General features: G+C 34.1%; 14 protein-coding genes. 6 read left to right on the plus strand and 8 right to left on the minus strand.

All coding sequences use genetic code 11. The features are described 5' to 3' along the window. The first annotated feature begins 129 nt into the window (after positions 1–129). Positions 130–1,176, plus strand: a complete 1,047-nt coding sequence (gene thiL, locus BUE10_RS13085; RefSeq protein WP_073485724.1) for a thiamine-phosphate kinase — start codon at positions 130–132, stop codon at positions 1,174–1,176. Between the two features lie 130 nt (positions 1,177–1,306). On the opposite strand, the gene BUE10_RS13090 is transcribed toward thiL, so the two are convergent. From BUE10_RS13090 to BUE10_RS13110, 5 genes are all read right to left on the minus strand, one after another. Continuing rightward, positions 1,307–2,005, minus strand: a complete 699-nt coding sequence (locus BUE10_RS13090) for a response regulator (RefSeq protein ID WP_073485726.1) — start codon at positions 2,003–2,005, stop codon at positions 1,307–1,309. Beyond that, positions 1,995–4,052, minus strand: a complete 2,058-nt coding sequence (locus BUE10_RS13095) for a tetratricopeptide repeat-containing sensor histidine kinase (RefSeq protein ID WP_073485728.1) — start codon at positions 4,050–4,052, stop codon at positions 1,995–1,997. Before BUE10_RS13095 ends, BUE10_RS13090 begins: the two co-directional genes overlap by 11 nt. Positions 4,053–4,156: 104 nt before the next feature. Continuing rightward, the gene (locus BUE10_RS13100) at positions 4,157–4,399 is read right to left on the minus strand and encodes a hypothetical protein (protein WP_073485730.1); all 243 of its coding nucleotides are present in this window, start codon (positions 4,397–4,399) and stop codon (positions 4,157–4,159) included. 178 nt (positions 4,400–4,577) lie between these two features. Further along, positions 4,578–5,441 (minus strand): LytR/AlgR family response regulator transcription factor, encoded by an 864-nt coding sequence (locus tag BUE10_RS13105; RefSeq protein WP_073485732.1) that lies wholly within the window; start codon positions 5,439–5,441, stop codon positions 4,578–4,580. A 262-nt stretch (positions 5,442–5,703) separates the two neighbouring features. After that, entirely contained in the window at positions 5,704–7,242 is a 1,539-nt protein-coding gene (locus BUE10_RS13110) for a glycine--tRNA ligase (protein WP_073485734.1), read from the minus strand. A 161-nt stretch (positions 7,243–7,403) separates the two neighbouring features. Here BUE10_RS13110 and BUE10_RS13115 point away from each other — a divergent pair, with 161 nt between their 5' ends. Then, positions 7,404–8,024 carry a ComF family protein gene (locus tag BUE10_RS13115; protein ID WP_073485736.1) on the plus strand — a complete coding sequence of 207 codons (621 nt, stop codon included), beginning with the start codon at positions 7,404–7,406 and terminating at the stop codon, positions 8,022–8,024. 86 nt (positions 8,025–8,110) lie between these two features. Here BUE10_RS13115 and BUE10_RS13120 read toward each other — a convergent pair whose 3' ends face one another. Further along, positions 8,111–10,780, minus strand: coding sequence for a zinc-dependent metalloprotease (locus BUE10_RS13120; RefSeq protein WP_073485738.1), 2,670 nt, complete (start codon positions 10,778–10,780; stop codon positions 8,111–8,113). 198 nt (positions 10,781–10,978) lie between these two features. Here BUE10_RS13120 and BUE10_RS13125 point away from each other — a divergent pair, with 198 nt between their 5' ends. The 4 genes from BUE10_RS13125 (at position 10,979) to BUE10_RS13140 (ending at position 15,126) form a co-directional block, all read left to right on the plus strand. Beyond that, a complete protein-coding gene (locus BUE10_RS13125; RefSeq protein WP_073485740.1) occupies positions 10,979–11,911 on the plus strand; it encodes a bifunctional riboflavin kinase/FAD synthetase in 933 nt (310 codons plus the stop codon). A 568-nt stretch (positions 11,912–12,479) separates the two neighbouring features. Beyond that, entirely contained in the window at positions 12,480–12,917 is a 438-nt protein-coding gene (locus tag BUE10_RS13130) for a hypothetical protein (protein WP_073485742.1), read from the plus strand. Positions 12,918–13,089: 172 nt separating this feature from the next. Then, entirely contained in the window at positions 13,090–14,178 is a 1,089-nt protein-coding gene (gene bioB, locus BUE10_RS13135) for a biotin synthase BioB (protein WP_073486131.1), read from the plus strand. A gap of 81 nt (positions 14,179–14,259) precedes the next feature. After that, positions 14,260–15,126 carry a cupin-like domain-containing protein gene (locus BUE10_RS13140; protein WP_073485744.1) on the plus strand — a complete coding sequence of 289 codons (867 nt, stop codon included), beginning with the start codon at positions 14,260–14,262 and terminating at the stop codon, positions 15,124–15,126. 56 nt (positions 15,127–15,182) lie between these two features. Here the strand turns inward: BUE10_RS13140 and BUE10_RS23645 are convergent, their stop codons facing one another. Both BUE10_RS23645 and BUE10_RS13150 read right to left on the minus strand, forming a co-directional pair. Then, positions 15,183–19,556 carry a T9SS sorting signal type C domain-containing protein gene (locus BUE10_RS23645; RefSeq protein WP_083598079.1) on the minus strand — a complete coding sequence of 1,458 codons (4,374 nt, stop codon included), beginning with the start codon at positions 19,554–19,556 and terminating at the stop codon, positions 15,183–15,185. Between the two features lie 464 nt (positions 19,557–20,020). Beyond that, on the minus strand, positions 20,021–23,833 hold the full coding sequence (locus tag BUE10_RS13150) for a T9SS sorting signal type C domain-containing protein (protein ID WP_234984744.1): 3,813 nt from the start codon (positions 23,831–23,833) through the stop codon (positions 20,021–20,023). Positions 23,834–23,939: the final 106 nt, after the last annotated feature.

Raw genomic sequence — 23,939 nt, forward strand, 5'->3', positions numbered from 1 at the left:
TAGACGCACTGCTGTGCGTCTCTACGGATAAATAGGGCGTTTAAAAACAACTTAGAATCTCAGAATCTTAGCATCTTTAAAAAAAACCTTTGTACCTTTGCCCCTCACAAACTTTGGAACTCAAAAAAAATGATCGAAGATAAAAATCCGCAGCGTACCAGTTTAGCACAATTAGGCGAGTTTGGCTTAATTGACCACTTAACCCGAAATTTTGATGTTACACAAGAATCTACTTTAAAAAGTATTGGCGACGATGCCGCTGTTCTTGATTTTAAGGATAAAAAAGCAGTTATTTCTACAGATTTACTAATTGAAGGCGTACATTTTGATTTGGCTTATATGCCGTTGAAACATTTGGGTTACAAATCGGTTGTGGTAAACCTGTCTGATATTTGCGCGATGAATGCGAAACCAACTCAAATTACGGTTTCTGTTGCGGTTTCTAATCGTTTTCCTTTAGAAGCATTAGAAGAATTGTTTGAAGGAATTACACACGCTGCAAAAGAATATAAAGTTGATGTTATTGGCGGCGATACAACCTCATCTCAAAAAGGACTAATTATCAGTATTACGGCAATTGGTGAAGCAGATGAAAATGAAATCGTTTACAGAAACGGTGCAAAACAAACTGATTTATTGGTTGTAACCGGAGATATTGGCGCTGCTTATATGGGATTACAGGTTTTGGAACGTGAAAAACAGGTTTTTCAGGTAAATCCAAACAGTCAGCCAGATTTAGATCCGTATACGTATTTGGTCGAAAGACAATTAAAACCAGAAGCCAGAACCGATGTTCGTACGCTTTTGCATGCTCTTGAAATTAAACCAACTTCGATGATTGACATTTCTGACGGATTATCTTCAGAGATTATTCATTTGTGTAAACAGTCAAAAGTGGGTTGTAACTTATATGAAGATAAACTGCCTTTAGATCCGCAATTTATTTCGACTTGCGAAGAGTTTAATATCGACAGTACAACAGTTGCTATTAATGGCGGAGAAGATTACGAACTTCTTTTTACAATTGATATTAATGATTTTGATAAAATTAAAGGAAATCCAAACTTTTCAATAATTGGACATATGGCCGATGAAAGTGAAGGAGTTCATTTAGTAACTCGTGCCAATACTAAAATTGCTTTAAAAGCTCGAGGCTGGGATGCTTTGAGTGAATAGTTCTCAGTCTCGGTTTTCAGTTCTCAGTTGAGATCCATATCAATTATCCTAATAGACTTTAAAACCTATTAGGATTTTTTTATTTTCAATATTTTTTTAATCTGAAATCTGCACTCTAAAATCTAAAATTCTAAAAGAGTCCCTTGCTTTTTGCGTCTTTTACTAAATCGTCATCAGAACCTGATCTTATTTTAAGTAGTTCTTTCAGGCTGCTTCTTCGTTTTTCAATTTCGGTTATCGAAATAGGAATGTATTGCGGCATTTCTTCAACTTCGGTTCCTTTTGATAAGTGAAATAAAATCTGTTTATCAAACTCGTCAATTTCTATGGAATTGTGAGGCGATTGATTAAGCATTTTAACTACAGACTGACTGTAATATTTCTCGCTTTTCATTACTTTATCAAATGCAAAAAGCAATTCATCAAAAGTCAAATCGTTTTTAATAATTAATCCGTTTGGATTAATTGTTCTTATAATGGTTTTAATTTTAAGCAGTTCTGTATACATTGTCAATAAAACAATCTTGCAGTACGGCATTTTCTTCAGGATTATTTTTGCCAGGTCTTCGCCAGAAAAAAGATTTTTTTCTTCGTAAGCCGGCATACTGATATCTAAAAAAGCGATGTCAAACTGAGGCGTATTTTCACCTTCTAATATATCATAAGCCGATTTACAGTCGTGTGCCTGCGCAATTATAAATTCATATTCTTTTGGATTATACCGCGTTATTGCATTTTTATACCCTTCGATGATAAAAGGGTGATCATCAACAATTAAAATGTTAGGCTGAATTAATTCCGAATTTGGGGCTTTGAAATTAAGTGTCATTTGTCTGTAGGTTTATTTTTTGATCAATTGGAACTTTTACAACCAAGAGTGTTCCTTCTCCTTTGGCAGATTTTATGGCAACGGTACCTTTACATTCTGCCGCTCGATATTCAATATTATGCAATCCAATACCATTTTTGGTGCGTTTGGTGTTGAATCCAACTCCGTTATCCATAATTGACAAAACCAGATGATCAATTTCGCTTTTAAACTCCACCTTAATCGTATCTGCCTTTGCGTATTTATTACAATTTTGAAGTGCTTCCTGAACAATTCGGTACAAATTAATTTTGACCATATTGTTTACAAGCCCCCATTTTATATGCGAATCAAAGGATGTTATCAATTTTGACGGATATGTATTTCTCTGGCTCTCAAATAGTTTTTTTAATATTACGACAAAGTTATTTATTAATTCAGATTTTTCTCTATTTAGGTCATGCGAAATTTCCCTGATATCTTCTTCTATATGTTTTAGTTCTGCCAAATATTTTTTTCGTTTCGCAGCCGCTTGTTCTTCATCCATTTTATCCAGACTATCCAAGCTTATGCGAATACCAAACATTCGGCCTAAAACGCCGTCGTGTAATTCCTGGGCTACTTTTTTCTTTTCTTTTATTCGGGTTGTTTCAATTTCATTTTGCTGAGAAATCATCAAATTATAAATGTCTTCATTTGCAATTTGCTGCTGTTGTTTAAAAAGTAATTCCCGGTTTTTAGCCTGCTGTGTTTTATAAACGTAAAAGAACAAGCCCATCAAAGTACAAATACTAAAAACATAAACCAGTGTTTTATTCTTTTCCTGTAAATTTGAGTTTTGATCTTTTATTTCATTTGTTTCGTATTCTATACGAGAGAATTTTTCTCCCATATTTCTTTCCGCTTTAAGCATTTTATCATTAAGATGGATGTACTCTCGGGAATATTTTGCCGCATTTTTAGGATCGACAACTGCAATTTGTTTAAGTGCCAGTAAAGTATTCGTCAATTTATCTGAAGAACGCGAAAGAAGTAAAGCTTGCTTTGAAAAGGTAATAGCTTTAAAAGTATCTTTTTTAAAAGCATAATATTCAGATAAATGGATTTGATTGGATATTTTAGCCATTTTTATTCCTAAACTATCCCTTATTTTCATAGATCTGTAAAACAAATCCGGAAGTTTGTCCATACTTCTGAATTTCAATTTAGAATACGCTAAATTATCCAGCAGCATGGCATATAATATTGTCTTTTCCTCAAATAGGTTTTTTTCCTGCAGTCCTTTTTCAAAATAAGATATGGCCTGTTTGTAGTTTCTCATACGCATATAAACAAAGCCTATATTATTAAATGATGTAGCTTTTAACTGCAGGTCTAATGGTATCGACTTATCGGTAAGAGTATTTAGAGCTTTATTTTGAAACTCTAACGCTTTACTATATTCCTCTTTTTCGTTGTTTAAAATTCCCAGAAGATTATAACATTCATAAAGCAGGTCATTTACATTTTTTTGTTCTTTTAATATACTAAGCGCTTTAAAAACAGATATTTCGCTTTCAAAAAAATCTCCTTCATTATATTGTAAACTGGCTTTACTCAATAATGTTTTAGATAAATTATATTTATCATGGATCTGTAAATAAATTTTTTGTGCTTTAAAATAATATCTAAAAGCGCTGTCTGAAACAAATTGTGAACCATAATAATCTCCTAAATAGGTATAAGCCTTTGCAATGCTCGAAGAATCTTTTGTGCTTATTGATCGTTCTAAAATAAGCTGTGATATTGTTTTATATGACTTTAAATCATTCATATTATAATATCGGTTCGCTACTTTAAATAGGCTGGCTCTGTTAAGAGAATCATTTTTATCGTTAATGATTATTGAAAATGCTTTCTGAGCATACTTTTGCTTAAAGTCATAGCTTAAATTGATATCATTTGCGAGGGATAAATAAACGGGAAGGCTGTCCGCTTGGGAAATGACATTTTTATCCAGATGATTTTTCTTATTACAGCCAAGAAAAATCACAAAAAGAAACAATAATATTTGGTAATATCTTTTCAATATAGGTTTTGAATTTTACCAAAAATACTAAAACTATAAACACAAAAAAAGCTGCCAAAAATTTGACAGCTTAAATATTTTTTTGCAGTTATTTTATTTCAAACTTAATCTACTTTTTTATTTGAACCTACAGATTGGTTAATATTCGAAAAACCTAAATCATTATTTTTCATTACCAACTCATTTTTTGACATACGAGTATCTTGTTTTCTTCCGCCCCCAGTCGATCCATCAATTGGCGAATTAATATTTAAATTTTCATTTGATATAGCAGTTGTTGGGTTTGCAAATGAAGTTGCTACTAATGCTAAAGAAAATAATCCGAATGTTAAAGCTGTCTTTTTCATAACTCTTAATGTGTTTAATTTGATTTTTTTGTTTGGGGTTTTGGCTTGCTTTTGTGAGCGAACCTGAGTGTAAAACTAACACCATAACCCAAAAAAATCTATACGAAAAAATAGCTTCGTGGTAAAACACACCCAATTGATAGTCAATGGACATCAAATTTATGTAACCAGCTAATTACTAGATCTCTAGATAATTATCATTAGAAAAATCTGTAATGATTGAGTCTACATTTGCTTTGTAGGTTTTTGAAAAAGGAATCTTTTTCGTGGAGTTTTTTATATAACAAACTGAGTTTCCGTTATGAATTCTTGCAATGTAGCTGCGATTAATAATGTAACTGTTGTGAATTCGAATAAAAGGATAGCCTAAAACCTGTTCAAAATGTTTCAGCGTTTTAAAGGCAGTTACCATATCGCCTGAATTCAAATAGATATCAGTCGAATTATTATCGGCTTGAAAATAACAAATATCATCTGCATTTATATAACGATGATCACCGTACGATTTAATACAAATTACAAGTGGTTTATTCTTATTCAGTTCTTGATTTGTCTTTTGATCCGGAATTACTACAGGAATATTTTCTGTCTTTACAACAGGAATTTCATTGGCAGTACTAATCTCAGGTCTGGTTTCTATAGATCGGGTCTCTTTGGGCTCTAAAAGGGTCTTTTCGAACTTTAAAAGCGTTTTTAACAAATCTATATGAGTTAAAGGTTTTATGATGTAATCAAAAACGCTGTATTGAATGGCTTCAAAAGCCAAATCTTTTTTGGTTGTGGTTACAATGATTTTTGGAATAATTGATAAATACCGATATAATTCGCCAATAAACGAAAGTGATAAATGGCTTGGTGAATCCTGAGGATCAATTTCTAAAAACACAAAGGACGGACGATGTTCTAAAACCAAATTAAGCCCCTGATGGTAATTCGTAGCTGAAGCTATAAAAGTTAATTCTGAAAAACCTTCTGCAACGATTCTGGTTTTCAAAACACTTTCAGCGTCATTGTCAACAATAATATACGAATACTTCTTCAACTTTAACTTTTATTGATTTTTCATAACTTCCTGACAGCGTTTCTTCAATGCTTTAAAAAAAATATTTTTAGGTATAGAAAATGCCCAATTAAATTTAAGCATTTCAATTATCTAAACATTTTATTGTTGATAGATTAATCGATTATGTTAATACATAAGGATGAAATGCTAAAATAGTCGCTGAAACGCAGGATTTAAAATTAAAAAAATCCCAAACTCCACAGAGGAATTTGGGATATTTATATCATGTTAATTAAAAAAATTACATTTTCATCAACCAGTTTTTCATCGAAACCTCGTTTTCAATAATACCTCTTAATTCAGATATCTTAACGCGATCTTGTTTCATTGTATCTCTATGACGAATTGTTACTGTTTCGTCTTCAAGAGTTTGATGATCTACTGTAATACAAAATGGTGTTCCTAATGCATCTTGTCTTCTGTAACGACGACCTACTGCATCTTTCTCATCATAAGCCACATTGAAATCCCATTTTAAATCTTCGATGATTTTTTTAGAAATTTCCGGTAAGCCATCTTTTTTAACTAAAGGCAATACCGCTGCTTTTGTAGGCGCTAAAACTGCTGGCAATTTTAGTACTGTTCTTGTTGAACCATCTTCTAAAGTTTCTTCTTGCAACGATGTTGCAAAAACCGCTAAAAACATACGATCCAGACCTACAGACGTTTCTACTACGTATGGCACGTAGTTTTCATTTAGTTCAGGATCAAAATACTGCAGTTTTCTTCCTGAATATTGTTCGTGTGCTTTTAAGTCAAAATCGGTACGAGAGTGAATACCTTCTAATTCTTTGAAACCAAAAGGAAAATTAAATTCAATATCTGCCGCTGCATTTGCATAATGTGCTAATTTTTCGTGATCATGAAAACGGTAATTCTCTTTTCCTAATCCTAAAGATAAATGCCATTTTAAACGTGTTTCTTTCCAATGATGGTACCATTGCATTTCTTCTCCCGGACGCACGAAAAACTGCATTTCCATTTGTTCGAATTCACGCATACGGAAAATGAATTGTCTTGCAACGATTTCATTTCTAAAAGCTTTACCAGTTTGAGCAATTCCAAAAGGAACTTTCATACGACCTGATTTCTGAACATTTAAAAAGTTCACAAAAATACCCTGTGCTGTTTCCGGACGTAAATATAAATCCATTGCAGATTCTGCAGATGCACCAAGTTTAGTTCCGAACATTAAGTTGAATTGCTTAACATCTGTCCAGTTTTTAGAACCCGTTTCAGGATCAGCAATTTCTAATTCTTCGATTAAAGCTTTTACATCCTGAAGATCATCAGTCATTCCTTTTGCAAGCCTTGATAAAATCTCTTTATATTTTGAAAGATATTCTACAACGCGTGCATTTGTTGTAATAAATTCTTCTTCATTAAAAGCATCACCAAAACGAGCTTTTGCTTTTTCAATTTCTTTTTGAGCTTTTATATTTATCTTTTCAGCATACTCTTCTACTAAAACGTCAGCTCTATATCTTTTTTTAGAATCTTTATTATCAATTAACGGATCATTGAAGGCATCAACGTGGCCTGAAGCTTTCCAGGTTGTTGGGTGCATCAATATTGCAGCATCAAGGCCGACAATATTCTCGTTCATCTGAACCATTGATTTCCACCAATATTCACGGATATTCTTTTTTAATTCGACGCCATTTTGTGCATAATCATACACTGCACTCAATCCATCGTAAACTTCGCTTGACGGAAAAATAAATCCGTACTCTTTTGCGTGCGAAACCACATTCTTAAATAAATCTTCTTGTTTTGCCATAGTAATGCAAAAATATAAAAAGTACTTATAAAAAAAAGAAAAATAAAAAAGATTGAAGTTTAAATTTAATTAATTTTGTAACTAAATTCTTTCTATTTGTGTTTAATTTTATAATTGATCTCTTTTTCCCTAAAGTTTGCTCTGGCTGTCGTGCCGTTTTAATGACAAACGAAACTGTTTTATGCACGAATTGCCGTCATGAACTACCTTTAACTCAATATCATTTAGATTCAAATAACGAAGCCGTCAAAAAGTTTTATGGAAAAATAGAAACTCAACATGTTTCTGCCTTTATTTATTTTATCAAAAAAGGAATTGTTCAGGAACTCATTCATAACCTAAAATATAAAGGTCACGAAGAAATTGGAACCGTTTTAGGAAATTGGTATGTGGAGGATTTAAAAGAACTGAAACTTGAAACGCCTTTTGATGCCGTAATTCCGGTTCCTTTACACCCACGAAAATTTAAGGAACGCGGTTACAATCAGGTTACCACTTTTGGAAAGGCTTTAGCCGAAGGTCTAAAAATCCCTTATAATAGTTCGGTTTTATATCGAAAGAAATATTCTAAAACACAATCAAAAAAGAATCTCTTAGGAAGATCTGAAAATATCGAAAATATCTTTGATGTAATTTCAATCGAAGAAAATCATAACAAACATTTTTTAATTGTCGATGATGTATTGACAACCGGAGCAACACTCGAAGCGTGTTCCAGAGCATTATTAAAAATTCCCGGAGCAAAAATCAGTATTGTCTGTATGGCGATGGCAAACTCTTAAAAAGGGAAAATTCCAATAAAAAGAAAAATCCCAAATTCCAATTAAAACTTGGAATTTGGAATTTAAAATATTGAGATTTAATAATTTTAGTTGACTATTATTTTCTTAACTGTTCTTCTGTTTCCATCAATAACAGTTACTAAATAAATTCCTGCCGAAACATTTGGAAGCTGGATATTTTGATTAAAGTCTCCAGATGTTTCGAAAGTTTTGGTGTAAACACTTTTTCCTAAAATATCGTGTACATAAACCTGAACATTATTTGATTCACTTGCAAATTGAACTGTAAAACTTCCTTTATTTGGATTTGGATAAAGTGCAAAGTCAATAGTTTCAAAATCATCTGTTCCTAAAGTAAATGTTTTTGTACAGATGTTTACTGAAGCTGAATTTATTGTTCCAAACATTCCTGAAACAGCATCGCGAACTCTAAATGTCCATGTTCCTTCCTGTGCCTGACCATTAAATGCGCGTAATTCATCAACCGGAATAACGATTTGTTCTGTTGTTTTACTACAGTCTAAAGCGTTTCCGGAATCATCAAAATTAAAAATTAAGGTCGAGTTTAAACTTGGGCATGATTTATTAAATAAACGCACCGTTGTCCCCTGCGGACTTATGATTTGGATTTCAAGATCTGATAACCTTTCATGCGTAACATTTACCGAAACATTTACATCTGAAATTGTTCCTGTTGAACTTGGTACACTAACTGTTTTTGCTGTATAACTTGTTGAATATGGAATACTAAAAGGATTTCCAAAACTATACGTGTTACAGCTAGTTGTTGTTGTATACCCAATAGCAAAAGGTTTGCTGTTTAAAGTATAATAAATATTTGCAGTCGGCTCAATAAGAAGTCTGCAATTTGTAGACGAAGGAATACTAGCAGGCAGAGCAATAACTTCTGAACCATCATTTGCAGTATTAGCCGCTAAAGTTGTTGGAAAAGTTAATCCGCCATCTGTAGAAAGTTTGATATTTACTAACGAAGAACCTTGCAGATTATTAGTATTATTAACGCTCCAGGTAATAGTTTGACTTGCTCCTTGCTGCCAGCTCACATTATCGCCATTATGCGATGTTATGGCAAAAGGTCCGGCTGTTGCAACCACATTAACAGCCATTGCACTTGTATTGGTCTGTGCTGTACCTAAAGCCGCATTATCTCTACCTGTTAAAGTAAAATTTAATGTTCTGGCGATAGATGAAACAGATTCCCAGGTTGTAGTCAATTTATTTTGAAGTACTGAATCAAAACTTGGCATATAACGAATTGCAGAAGTTGTTGGAGCAAACGATCTAAATAAAGGTCCGTCTGGTTTTGTTGGATATGCAATACTATTTGCTTCAGATGTTGTAGTAGCATTATCATATTCTTCCCAAGTGTAAGTAATAATATCACCTTCTGGATCTGAACCGGTTCCTTTTAAAATAAATGGTGTACTGATTGGGATCGTATAATTACTTCCTGCACTAATTACAGGCGGGTTATTTGTTAAACTCGTGCTAACCGGACAGCTTTTTCCTGCAAGCGTATTCTGAATCTGTAAAATACTTGCATAAGCAAAGTAGTCATCCGAATTATTTTGTATATCATAATCGCCAGTAACTCCGGCATATCCCATTATTGTAGAACCGCTTCCCGGCTCAACATTCACAGAAGTTCTTTCACCTGAGTCATACGAAAAAGTATGATTTGCACCCAATTGATGTCCAAATTCATGTATTACAAAATCAATATCAAAAGTGTCTCCTTCTGGTTTTCCGTCTGAAGGAGAAGTAAAAGCACTCCCTTTTGCTAAAGGATCACCCGTTGTTGGATTTGAACAAATACAACCTATACAGCCGGCATTTCCTCCTCCGCCAGAAGCTCCGAATAAATGTCCAATATCATAATTACTATTTCCTATAACATTTGTCAACGTAGTTTGAACTTCCTGATTCCATGCACCATCTGCACCGTCTGAAGCATTAGAATAAGGCTGTGTCGCAACATTGGTATAAATTACAGCATCATTATTGGCAATTAAAACAAGTTTCAATGCCAGGTCTTTATTTAAAACTCCATTCACTCTTGTTAACGTTGCATTCATCCCAGCTAAGGCTTGCGCTTTTGTACCGCCAAAATAGGCTGTATATTCTGCTGTACAGGACAATGCTAAACGAAGTGTTTTAAAAACTTTATTATTAGATGTTGTTTTAGCAGTTTTTCCTTCTTTATTATTTATAACCGCATCTATCGTTTTACATACTAATTTTGCTTTTGAAGCTGCATCTTTTGAAGAAAACAAAACATATTCTGTCTTATTATCTGGGTTTTGCTCAATAAACTCAGTCGCATTATCAGCTCTAAAAAGCATTGTTTGAATTCCTCTTGGCGAAAGACTAAAATGTATTTTTGCCGATTTGTCGTCTAAACCGCTTCCTTCATAAGCTCTAATTTCTGGGTATTTTACCTGCAATTCAGGATCAAAATTAGAAGATTCCCAAACCTGAAATCTTTCTAAAACTCCTTTTGCATTAGGAATTGTAATTTCGGCATTTGAACTTAACGAAGATTTTTGAGTTGTTTTGGCCAATTTTGCCGTTAAGGATTCTGTATTTAATTTATAATACAGTTTTTCAGAATCAGATACTGAAGCTTTTTTTCCAGAAATTGAAACCGAGTTAACCTTTTGCCACAGATCATCACTTTGGGCATGAATTTTTACAAATGAAAAGATAATCAGAAAATAAAGTAATTGTTTCTTCATGCTACATGATATTTTTATGAAATCAAATTTAGTCGAATTAAATCAAATTCTTACATCTAAACGACATTTAACGTTTTTTAGTCGACGAATCAGTGATTTTTTCGACAAAAGAAGTATAATATTCCTAAAAAATCAATTGAGCTTAGTACAAAATTTAAAATAGATAGTATAAATTTGCAGCATCTTAAATAATTTGTTTTGAAGCTCTTTCATTCTATAAACGATTTCCATTCGACCAAGAAAACAATTTTAACTCTTGGTACTTTTGATGGCGTACATATTGGTCATAAAAAAATTCTGGAAAGAATTACTCAAAACACGGAAAATGGGAAATACGAAAGTTTAGTACTTACATTTTTTCCGCACCCGAGAATGGTTTTACAAGAAAAATCAGAAATAAAACTGCTCAATACGATTGCTGAAAAAACAAAACTTTTAAAAGCAACCGGAATTGAAAATTTAGTGATTCATCCGTTTAACGAAAGTTTCTCAAGATTAACTGCCGAAGAATTTGTCAGCACTATTTTGGTTGATCAGTTTCATATCCAAAAAATAATTATTGGTCACGATCATCGTTTTGGAAGAAACAGAACGGCCAATATTGATAATTTAATTGCTTTTGGTGCTGAATATGGTTTTGAAGTGGAACAAATTTCTGCAGAAGAAATACAAGATGTTTCTGTTAGTTCTACTAAAATCAGAAAAGCTTTAGACGAAGGAAACATGGAATTAGCCAATGAATATTTGGGCTACGACTATTTTTTGAGTGGTGAAGTTGTAAAAGGGAAACAATTAGGAAGAACAATTGGTTTTCCAACAGCAAATATTCAAATTGAAGAGGAATACAAATTAATCCCAAAAAATGGCGTTTATGTTGTAAAAGCTTTGATTGATGATTTAGAAATTTTCGGAATGATGAATATCGGTTTTAATCCAACTGTAAATGGCCAAAAACAAACTATTGAAGTAAACCTTTTTGACTTTGATGCTGATATTTACGGCAAAAAAATTGAGGTTTCATTATTGCAATATCTTCGCGGAGAACAAAAGTTTGGTTCAATTGATTTGCTGAAAGCTCAATTAAATCAGGACAAACAAGATTCTTTAAATTTTGTAAGCAAACTTCAATAATTACTTTTAGATATATAGTCCCTACGGGACAAAATGAAATGGCTTACGATAATTTTTCTACCGATATAAAATCTCTACGAGATATGTTTTCGTTAGGAGTTAAATATCGGCAGCAAATATAACAAATCTGGTTTCTATCAATATATAAGCCTCTCGAAATATACTCCGTTAGGAGTTAAATATCGGTAGCAAACATAACAAATCTGGTTTCTATCAATATATAAACCTCTCGAGACATACTCCGTTAGGAGTTTAATATCGGTAGCAAAAAAAATACCGCACTTCAGTAATTAAAATATAGTCCCTACGGGACAAAATGGAATGGCTTACGATAATTTTTCTACCGATATAAAATCTCTACGAGATATACTCCGTTAGGAGTTAAATATCGGCAGCAAACATATCACACCTGTTAAATGTCCTGTAAGGACTTCACACATTTCAAGACATTATTCCTGACACATAACATTTTATCAATTTTAGACCATCGTAGTTATTTTTTTAGTAAATTTGATATAGGACTCTGTTTTCCAAACATTTACTATTAACTTCTTTAAAAATAACCACTATGAAATTACCTAAAGAAATAACAAACGGTTTTTTAATATTCCTCGGAATTGGCATTTATTTTTTATTGATGAATGTATTGGGTTTAGCGGATTTGTTTTACCTGCGCACGTTTAATGTATTTTTTATATTTTATGGCGTAAACAGAACGATGGTGATGAATCTTCATGAAGGGGAAACGAGTTTTGTATCAAATGCAGTTTCTGCATTAGCAACTTCTGTAGTTGGCGTCGCGTTAAGCATTCTTGGATTATTGATTTATAGTTATGCCCGAGGCGGTGACGCTTATGTACAGACATTATCTGAAACGTTTATGTTTGGAGGAAATCCTTCTGTACCAACTTATTGTATTTGTCTACTTTTTGAAGGACTCGCTTCATCGGTAATTGTTACCTTAATGATGATGTTATATTGGAATAATAAATATGCTGCCGATTAATAATTCAAAATAAAAACAACCATTTAAGCGCTCAAAAATCATAAAAACCTATAATTTTATGATTTTTGAGCGCTTCTTTTTTAAAAGACTTGTCAAATATTCAATTACAACAATCAGTGTTGTTGGTTACTACAATTTAATTACTTTTAAAACTTCAAAAAAAATTGTATCCATGAGCATAACAAAACACAATTGGACAAAAGACGAAATAATAGCAATCTATAATAAACCACTAATGGATTTGCTTTATGAAGCCGCAACAATTCACAGACAAAAACACGATCCAAACGTCGTTCAGGTTTCTACTTTATTATCAATAAAAACAGGTGGATGTCCTGAAGATTGTGGTTATTGCCCACAAGCTGCGAGGTATAATACCGGAGTTGAAGGAAATGACCTGATGACAGTGAGCCATGTAAAGGCTCAAGCCTTAAGAGCTAAATCCAGCGGATCTTCCCGCGTTTGTATGGGAGCTGCCTGGAGAAATGTAAAAGATGGCGAAGAGTTTGATCAGGTTTTAGAAATGGTCCGTACAATCAATAAACTTGACATGGAAGTTTGCTGTACTTTAGGTATGCTTACAGAAAATCAGGCACAGCGTTTAGCCGAAGCTGGTTTATATGCTTACAACCATAATTTAGATACTTCTGAAGAATATTATAAAGATGTAATTTCTACACGCGGTTTTGAAGACCGTTTACAAACTATCGAAAATGTTCGCAAAACAAATGTTACGGTTTGCAGCGGTGGAATCATTGGAATGGGAGAAAGCATTGAAGACAGAGCCGGAATGCTTGTTGCGCTTTCGACTTTAAACCCTCAGCCGGAATCTGTTCCAATTAATGCTTTAGTTGCTGTTGAAGGAACTCCAATGGAAGAAGAAAAACCGGTTGAAATCTGGGAAATGATCCGTATGGTTGCTACAACCAGAATTGTAATGCCGGAAACTCAGGTTCGTTTATCTGCCGGAAGGACTAATATGACTCGTGAAGGTCAGGCAATGTGCTTTTTTGCAGGGGCAAATTCAATTTTTGCCGGAGATAAATTATTGACTACTCCAAACCCTGATGTTAATGAAGACATGAAGATGTTTGAAATGTTAGGATTGGTTCCGCAAAAGCCTTTTATAAAAGTTTCGCAGCCAAAAACTGTAGAAGCCGCTGATTCTCAATTTAATTCTTTAGGAGAAAAACCTAGATGGACCAGACCCGGACATACAATTGAAAGAAACGTTGAGGCTTCGATCAAATCAAAAATTTAGGTAAATGAGTTAAAAAACTTCAATAAAATTTTTTAAATTGCTTATGACACAGAGTTATAAGCAATTTTTTTATTTATAAAAATGAAGTTAAAACAAATCCAAAGGGTTAAAAAAATCTCTAAGGAAGATTTTATTTCCCAATATGTAAAAAAACAAATTCCAGTTGTTGTTGAAGAACTAACTGAAGACTGGCCCGCTTATCAAAAATGGAAATTATCTTATATTAATGATATTGCCGGCGATATTACGGTTCCTTTATATGATGATCGGCCAGTAAACCATGAAGAAGGTTTTAATGAAGCTCATATGACAATGAAAATGAGCGACTACATTCATCTTTTAGAATCAAAACCTACCAATTACCGCATTTTTCTTTACAACTTAATGAAACAAGTGCCACTGTTGAAAAATGATTTTTTTTGGCCGGATATTGGGTTAAAACTTGTTAAGCAATTACCGATGCTGTTTTTTGGCGGTGAAAATGCCAGAGTATTTATGCATTATGATATTGATTACTCGAACATTCTGCATTTTCATTTTCATGGAGAAAAACAATGTATGATTTTTGCACCAAACCAGTCAAAGTATATGTACAAGGTTCCGCATGCTTTGATTTCGAGGGAAGATATTGATTTTGATAATCCTGATTATGAAAAATTTCCTGCGCTTAAAAATGCTGAGGGATACATCACTAATCTTAAACATGGAGAAATGTTGTATATGCCCGAAGGTTACTGGCATTATATGAAATATTTGACTCCCGGATTTTCAATGAGTCTGCGGGCTTTTCCTATAAATATCGTGAATTTATCTAAAGCCGCATACAATGTTTTGATTATGCGTCATTTTGATATTATGATGCGAAAATTTAAAGGTCAGAAATGGATTGACTATAAAAACGAAAAAGCAATTCAAAACACGCATGAAAACCTTCGAAAGAGTGCTTAATAAAAAAAGCCGGCTGCAAAATTAATTTTACAGCCGGCTTTTTTCAATTTATAAATTTAATGAAACGTAATTTTTCTGGTTGCTGTTTTTCCGTTTTCTAAAGTCACTTTCACAATCAAAACCTGATCTCCTGACTGCAGATTTGGAATCTGTAATTCGGTATTTTCAATCTTTTTATTGTTGTAAATCAATTTTCCTGAAATATCAAAAATAGAAACTTCTTTTATAAAATCACGTGTTGAATTTACTTTAATATTTTTATTCTTAACCGAAACAAAAAGATTATTTCCCTGATTTTCAAAATCATCAACTCCTAAACCTGTTGAAGCATACTTCAAAACAAAACGGTCTAGAAAAGTTCCTATTGATGTATTAAAAGTGTATTTACCTGTTTGCAGATTATGTGTTGTATTGTTCCATTTATCTTCTAAATAAATAGGATGATTTGCTAAATCACCATCTGCATGATCTATTCCTATTGAAAATTCACCTTCAATTCCAGCTCTATAACCTAAAGGAACAACATCTGACTCTACAAAAGGTATAGCCCGGCCCTGTACCGTTAATTTTCTTCCTTCATTAATACTGTAAAAATCTACATATATATTTCCGTTTATAGTAACTCCATCATAATTATTATCCCAGGTATTAGTTGCTCCTTCTACATATCCCACTAACAGTTGTTTAAAAAGCCCTTGAGTATTTGTCATATTAAGCCATACTCTATGTTTTTCAATCGCTTCTTTATTGCTTTCTGCTGTTTTAAAAAACTGGCTGTTGTTTCCGGGAACTCTTATTGAATTTGTAAAAACAGCGTTTCCGGTAGTTTTTGCTTTTACGAAAAAAGCCTGACCAGCTGCTATATATCCCAAAGGAGGATTTTGATTTCCGGGTGTTCCTGCTCCTTGTCCAGTCAGGTTTCCAACATTTGTGCTTCCGGTTAAATTATAAATAGCATAGTCATCACTATTATAATTGTATTGAGCATCACCGGGAACAGAGCTGCTTGGTAAGGAGTTATGAGTCCAAAAATATAATGTCCCATATAAATTGGCAGAATTATCAAAAATAAACTGGTCTGCATATATCGCTGAAGGGTACGGATTACCAAGTAAATGAGATTTCTCTGCAGCTAATAAAGGAACTGTAATTGTACCATTATTAGGAACTCCTTCTAAAAATGAATCATAAACTGAAGGAGTAGCCAGATCGAAATTCTGAGGTGCTCTAACAATATAACCATACCCCGGACTCATTTCCATAGTTCCGTTATAATTTATTATCCATCCGGTAATTGCATTATGGTTATAATATTTATCTGCTAGAGTGTTTGGTGACAAGTCGTGCAATGTATACGCAGGTGTTCGTACAATTGGTGAAGACCAATAGGTAAAATCATATCGTCGAACTGGTGCTGTATTCCGTTTATATATAATATTTCCTGTATTTGCGACATTGTTAACCTGCATTAAACTAGCATTATTTTCAAAAGTCAATAAGCCTCCGTTATTGTTAACCGAATTTGTAATCGTTAAGGTATGACCAGAACTTACTGTAACATTAGCAGCTGCATCAACAACACAAGAGCACCCGCTCAAATCACCTGCTGTAGTATAATTGCCCGAAAACCGAACTGCATCTGTAACTATTGGCGGACTTCCTGTTGACCAGCTTGTACCATTCCAAATATTTGTAACTGGAGTTTTTATCTCCAGATTAATAGTTGGTAAAGAAGGGCAAATATTTATATCGTGTATCGTAAAAGTATAATTTCCAGGAGTTAAATTTGTTATTGTATAACTAGTTCCTGATGAAGTATAGGTTTGAAAAACTGTTCCGTTTTGTGTAATTGTCCAATTTGGCGATGCTAATAAACCGCTCAAGTGTACACTTCCCGTTGGATTAACACAAGTTGGCTGCGTAATAATTGCCAATATTGGTGTAGATGGTTTTGGTTCAACATCAATTCTTGTTTCTATGGCAAATTCTTCCGGGCAAGTTCCGTTTTTAACTACGGCTCTGTAGCTTGTACTTGTTGTTAATACACCTGGCTGATACGTATTTGATGTATTCGCAAAAGGCTGCCATACATAAGGTATAGATTCTGCATATTCCCATCTTACAATTGTTCCAGTGTAATCTGTCAAGGTTAATAATGGACTTGGGTCTCCTGCACAAATATGATTTCCTCCATGTACAGCTCCTCGTTCTGTTTTTGTTACCGTTGTAGTATTGCTTGCGTTTGTATTTGAAGCACATCCTATTGAAGAATAACCAACAGTTACCGTTTTACTTCCAGCTGTCAGCCATTGTAATGTTACGGTATTACTTAAAGCAGATATATCCCCTGAAGTAATAATATAATCGGTATTAAGGACTCCCGGAACATTCCAAAGATAATTTGATTGCCCGCTTTGAGTTGTATACGTAACATCTGTATTCACACAAACAGAAGCTGCTGGCTGCGTTGTAAATGTGGGTGTAGGAATTGGATTTATTGTTATTGCTGTTGAACCTCCGGTAAAGCCAGAACTTCGAACACAGGTATTTGCTCCAGTCACCGAAACTAATGTATAAGTTGTTGTAGTTGCAACTGTGGAAGTAAAAGCGGCAAAAGGCGTTCCGCTTACAACTCCTGATGCAGTACAGTCTGCTCCTCCGTTTTCTTTGTAAACAACCGTATATGGACCTGTTCCTGCTGTTTCAGTAAAAGTTAACAGCCCTAAACCAGTTGTGCAAAAAGGACCATTTGCTGTCAAACTTCCCTGTGGCAGTGGGTTTATTGTAATTGTTGCCGAACCTCCTGTAAATCCAGAACTTCTCGCACAAGTATTTGCTCCGGTAACCGAAACTAAAGTATAAGTTGTTGTTGCGATAACTGGGGTTGTAGCAACAGCAAATGGTGTTCCGCTTACAACACCCGTTGCAGTTTGGTCTGCCCCTCCGTTTTCTTTATAAACTACTGTATATGGCCCTGTTCCACTCGTTGCTGTAAAAGTAAGCTGTCCTGGCCCAGTTTCACAAAACGGACCATTTCCTGATAATGTTCCTTGTGGCAGTGGATTTACCGTTACAGTTGTAGCTATAGAATTAGCAGCTGTACAAACTCCATTTTGAACAACAGCTCTAAATTGAGTTGTTTCGCTGAGTGGTCCCGAAGTATAACTATTTGTTGTATTCGCAATATCTGTCCAGGTTGAAAATGGAGCTATTGAATATTGCCATTTTTGAATTGCACCTGTTTGTCCTGTTAAAGATAAAACAGCACTTGTTGCACCAGCACAAATTGTTGTTCCGCCTGCAACTGTTCCTCCTGCTGATGGGGCAAAAATTGTAACTGTTGTAACGTTTGAAGCTGATATTGCTGAAGAACAAACTCCGGATGTTAAATTAGTAACGGTAATATTACTTGTTCCAACGGTGGTTAAACCTGCTGCTGTAAATGTTCCTGTTCCTGCAGTAGTCACAGTCATTATTGCTGTAAGTCCTGTCGCACTTGGAACGCTTCGACTATATGTCACGGTATAGGTTCCTGTTGGTAAAGCCGCGGCAGATGATGTCAATGTTACAACTGAAGTAGTTTCAATGCCATTGCAAACATTTACTGCTGAAATCCCTGTAATACTATAAGTAGGGCAAGTATAGGTTACTATAACCTGACCATTTGCCCCTGCTCCTCCGGGCTGAGCGGCAGCAAGAGCAGAACTCATTGAACCACTCCCTCCTCCTCCTGGGGCAGCACCACTGTTTCCAACTGCAGTTCCCAGAACTAAACTTGGCACCGATGCTCCTCCGAGCCCTCCTCCTGGACTTGCTCCATTTCCTCCTTTTCCGGAACTTAATAAAAGTGCAGCTAAAACATTTCCTCCAGCACCTCCTGCTTCACCAGCAGCTTTTGTAGTACCAAAAGAAGCTGCTGTAGATCCACCAGCACCTCCGGCAGGTGTACCACCTGCATTGTTAGCCAAACCTCCTGCTCCACCTGCAGCATATATTGTTGTTTCAAAGCCGGTAATAGTAGAATGCCCGCCAGCAGTACCATTTGTTGTTGTACCTGCTGTTGTACCAGCAACTACAACATTTAAAGTATTGCTGGCAGTTACATTGATATTACTTCGGGCATAGGCACCTCCTCCACCTCCACTTCCGCTTCGTCCTTCAAACAAACCAGAGCCGCCGGCGCCTCCACCGGCACCGCCGCCGCCCCAAGCCTGTACGTCCATTACCGTAACACCAGCGGGAACTACTATAGTTCCATTAGATGTTAATGTATGTGGGGGCTGTGCCCATAACGAAAAACAAAAAAAAGAAAATAAGAGCGAGAGCTTAATTTTTTTTGATAAAAAATTCTCGTGGTATTCATTGGCTAAAGAAAAACAACGAATAAAAAAATGAGGTAAGATTAGGAAGATTGGTAATTTTTTTTTCATCGCACTATTTTTTAATTAAAAGAAAAAGATTCGCTAACCGGAGAAAGTCTGGCTTAGTTTAATTTTTAAATACTTCAAAAAATGATTTGAAACCAAAAGCAAAGAATATTAGTAAATGTTGCTTTTTGTGGTATTTAAACAAGCATTAAATAGTATTTGGCAGATAAAAAATAAGTTATGTTTTGTTTAAGGCGTTTGAAAGTGCATATTAACGGCTTTTATGTTATGTTCGTCGAATAACTACCATAACAAGATACGATTTTTTTTACAAGTCAAACAAAAGGATGATGTTAAATATTTAAGCTTTAACACTTTTAACCTGATAATTTAAAAATTGTGTAGGTTACACAAATACACGCAAAATACTGATTAAGTAGTATTTAAACTTTTAAAAACTACTTAAAAATAAAAATCCGCCTTACATATATATGCTGGCGGATTATCTACATTGGAAAAATTCTATTTTAGAAAATAATCTTTTTTGTCTTTGAAAAATCATCTTCTAAAATTACTTTCACTAACATGATTTGATGAACAATTCTTAAATTTGATATTACTAATTCAAAGTCGTCTAATTTTCTTTTTTCGAAAAGTAATTTTCCAGTAATATCATAAAGCAGAACGTTTTTTAGTTTTTGATTTTTCGATTTTATATTGATTATTTTATCTTTTGATGAAACCAAAATTTCATTTTTAATATTCCGGAAATCATCAACACTTAAATTTTTATCAGTAAAATGAAGTATGAATCTGTCTGTAAAAGATCCTATTTCACTATGAAAGGTGTAATCTTTTAAGGTGAGATTGGAAATACTATTCATTAGCTTATCTTCTAAATAAATTGCCTGACCCAGCAAATTGCCATCAGAATGATCTATCGCGATTGTAAAAGTATCGGCGATTACCGTCTTATATCCTAAATTAATTTCATCAGAATCCTGAAAAGGTAAAGCTCGTCCCTGAATTACTAATTTTTTGCTTTCACTAATACTATAAAAATCTACAAACTGATTTCCATTTAAGGTTTCTGCATCAAAATTTAGATCATAAGAATTTGTTGCGTTTGGTACATATCCAATTAAAATCTGTTTAAAAGCTCCTTTATCATTTTTAAGATTCAGCCATAACCTATGTTTAACTGTTTCTTTCTTTGTTTCTATTTCTCTTTTTGCAGGTTTAAAAAACTTATTATTTGTTCCGGAAATTCGCATGCTATTATTGAATTCCAAAAATCCTAACTGATTGCTTTTAACAAAAAATCCTTGCCCAGAAGCTATTTTACCATCGGGAATTGTTTCATTAATTCCATTTGAAATTGCTTTGGTACCCACTCCGCCAACTAAATTATAAACAGCGTAGTCATCTGATGTATATTCTAAATTTGTTATTGGGGTATTATGTGTCCAGAAGTAAAGTGCTCCTTTGGTTTTAAATTCGTTTCCACTCAAAAAACTATCTCCATCAATAGCTGATGGATATGGGTTTCCAATTAAATAAAACCTATTGTTTTCTTGTAAATCAATTTCAACCTTTCCATTATTTGGCACTCCCATAAAAGCTCCTTCGTATACTGATCGTTCAAACTGAGAAAATTCCTGAGGAGATCTTATTATATATCCTTTCCCTAAAGACATATAGCTGGACGGTTCTTCAATTTTCCAGCCTGGCAATGCAGAATTGTATGACAGATATTTATCAAATAATGTATGAGGTGAAAGATCAATTAGTTTTTGATTATCAACTGGAGAAGACCAATAGGTATAATCAAATTTTACAACGGGATTTGTTTTTCTTTTCATCTGCATAATTCCAGAATTTATCATATCGTCATCTGATTGGTATAAACTGGCTGAATCTTCTAAAACTAATGTTCCTAATCCTGAATATGAAAATTCAATTCCTAAAGTATTTCCACTTAAAAGTGCAACTCTTTTTCCTGCTTCAATACTGCAGCTGCAAATATTTGAAGAATTTAAATTCAAAAAATCTTCCTTAAAGAGTACTTCTTTTCCTCCAGACGGATAGCCGTTTGACCAAGAATGGCCATCCCAAACTGTTGATTCCAGACAAAGTTTTAACCGAGAAATTCTATGCTTGGAAAATCCTGAAACTGAATTAAAATTTCCTCCTATTAAAAGCCTAAAATCAGATGTAATGCTTAATGCAAAAATTTTGTTGTTAACCGATGCATTGAAAGTGTTATCAAAATCTCCTGTTTTTAGCAACCTTATTAATCGCAAGGAAGCATAATTTTTATAAGTTCCCGAAAAGGTTCCACCAACTAAAATACGATCATCGGGCTGTACAAAAATTGCGCGAACATCTCCTTTATTAAAGCCAATTCCGGAATTAAAACTTGTATCTAAAGTTCCATTAGAATTTAGACGAAGAATGCGTTTTTGCGAACTTTTATTATACATCAAAAAAGATCCGCCAACAATTATTTTTCCATCTGATTGTAATGCTATTGAGTATACATTTTTATCAAAACCATCTCCAATATTGAAACTCGTATCAATACTTCCATCTGTATTTAATCGAACAAAATGCTGGTATGGCTGTTTATTAAATGTTGTAAATCTTCCTCCAACCAAAATTTTCCCGTCTGGCTGAATCAGAATATCATCTATTATAGCATCGGCACTAAAACCTGCATTAAAAGTTGGATCATTTGAACCATCAGGTAGTAACCTCACCATTCTAATTATTGAAGAATTGCCGTTGTAGCGTTCGAAGTTTCCAGCTACAATAATTTTATTATCGGATTGCAATGCCATAGCATAAATTTGGCTATTGAATCCTGAACCAATATTGAATGAATTATCAATTGACCCATCTGAAGAAATTCTAACAATTCTATTATAAAGCTGATCATTATACTTAGTGAAGTTTCCACCCAATATAATTTTACCGTCTTTTTGAAGAATAGCTGCTTTTATTAAGTTATTTGCTCCGGTTTGTCCTGTATTAAAATCGGAATCAAAAGATCCGTCTTCTAACAGTCTTGCAATCCTAAAAGCTGGATTATTATTGAATTTGGTAAAGTTTCCTAGTACTATTGTTTTTTGATTCTCTAATGGAATTATTTTTAAAACAGAATTATCAAAACCAATTCCAGACGCCAAATAACCAGTATCTTGTTCTCCTTCAAAATTAACTTTCGCCAATCTTCCTTGATTTTGTCCGTCGAAAACAGAAAATGTTCCTCCAATAAACCACGATCCATCTGAGTCATTTGCGAGGGTCCAAACAGTAGATGTCGGTCCTGTACCCATGTCAAAATCAGGCTTTATAGTTCCGTCTGAGTTTAAAAAAGCAACATGGTTAACAGTTACTCCATCATAGCGGCCGGTGAAAGATCCGCCTGCCATGATATTACCTACACTATCTATTTTGATAACTTGCACCACACCATTACTGAAACCAGATCCAAGAAAACTAAAATCGCGAGTACCATCCTCGTTTAGACGCACAATTCTATTAGCAATAATTTCATTGTATGATGTAAAATTTCCTCCTAAAAGTATCTTGCCGTCTGGCTGCACTTCAATAGCGCTTACATTCCCATCAAAACCAGTCCCGATATTAAAATCTCGATCAACACTTCCATCCGAATTTAACATGATAATTCGATTAGAATCTACTTCATTAAAGGATGTAAAATTGCCTACAACTAAAATTTTACCATTAGGCAAAACCCTAACTTTTGAAATCTGTAAAGCAGATCCTATACCTATTTTAAATGATGCGTCTATTAAACCGTTTGGCAGCATTCGTGCAATCCTGTTTACTGCTGTATTACCATATTTTGTAAAAGTACCCACAATTATAATTTTCCCATCGGGCTGTAAATCTATATCATGAATAATTCCTGCTCCTGAGCTAGCTGCAACCACTGTGCTAAAAGATGAATCATATGAACCGTCGCTATTAAGGCGAATCAGCCCTCCCGCACTCTTTCCGTTATAAGCTGAGAAATTTCCTCCAACAAGTATTTTACCATCGGGCTGAACATTAGAAGAATAAACTTTACCATTAAAACCAGTTCCTGTATCAAAACTTTCATCTATTGTTCCGTCAGGTTTTAAGCGGGTTAAGTAAGAACAAGGAATTCCGTGTAGACTTGTATATTCACCTCCAACAATTAGGTTATTATCTGGCTGCAAAAACAGCGTTCGGACTGTCGCATTAAATCCATCTCCTTTTGAACCGTCGTCAATTGTGTTAAAAGTGTTATCAACTTTTCCTTGTTGAGCAAATAGGTTTGCAGAAAGCAAAAAAATAAATAATAGTGAGCGAAAAGTATTTTTTATCAAAATCGTAAAGTAGTAAATTAGTATTTGTAAGAATTAACCGAAATTAATTTACTTTACAATATGTTGC

The sequence above is a fragment of the Flavobacterium sp. CF108 genome, assembly GCF_900129795.1.
Taxonomy (GTDB): Bacteria; Bacteroidota; Bacteroidia; order Flavobacteriales; family Flavobacteriaceae; genus Flavobacterium.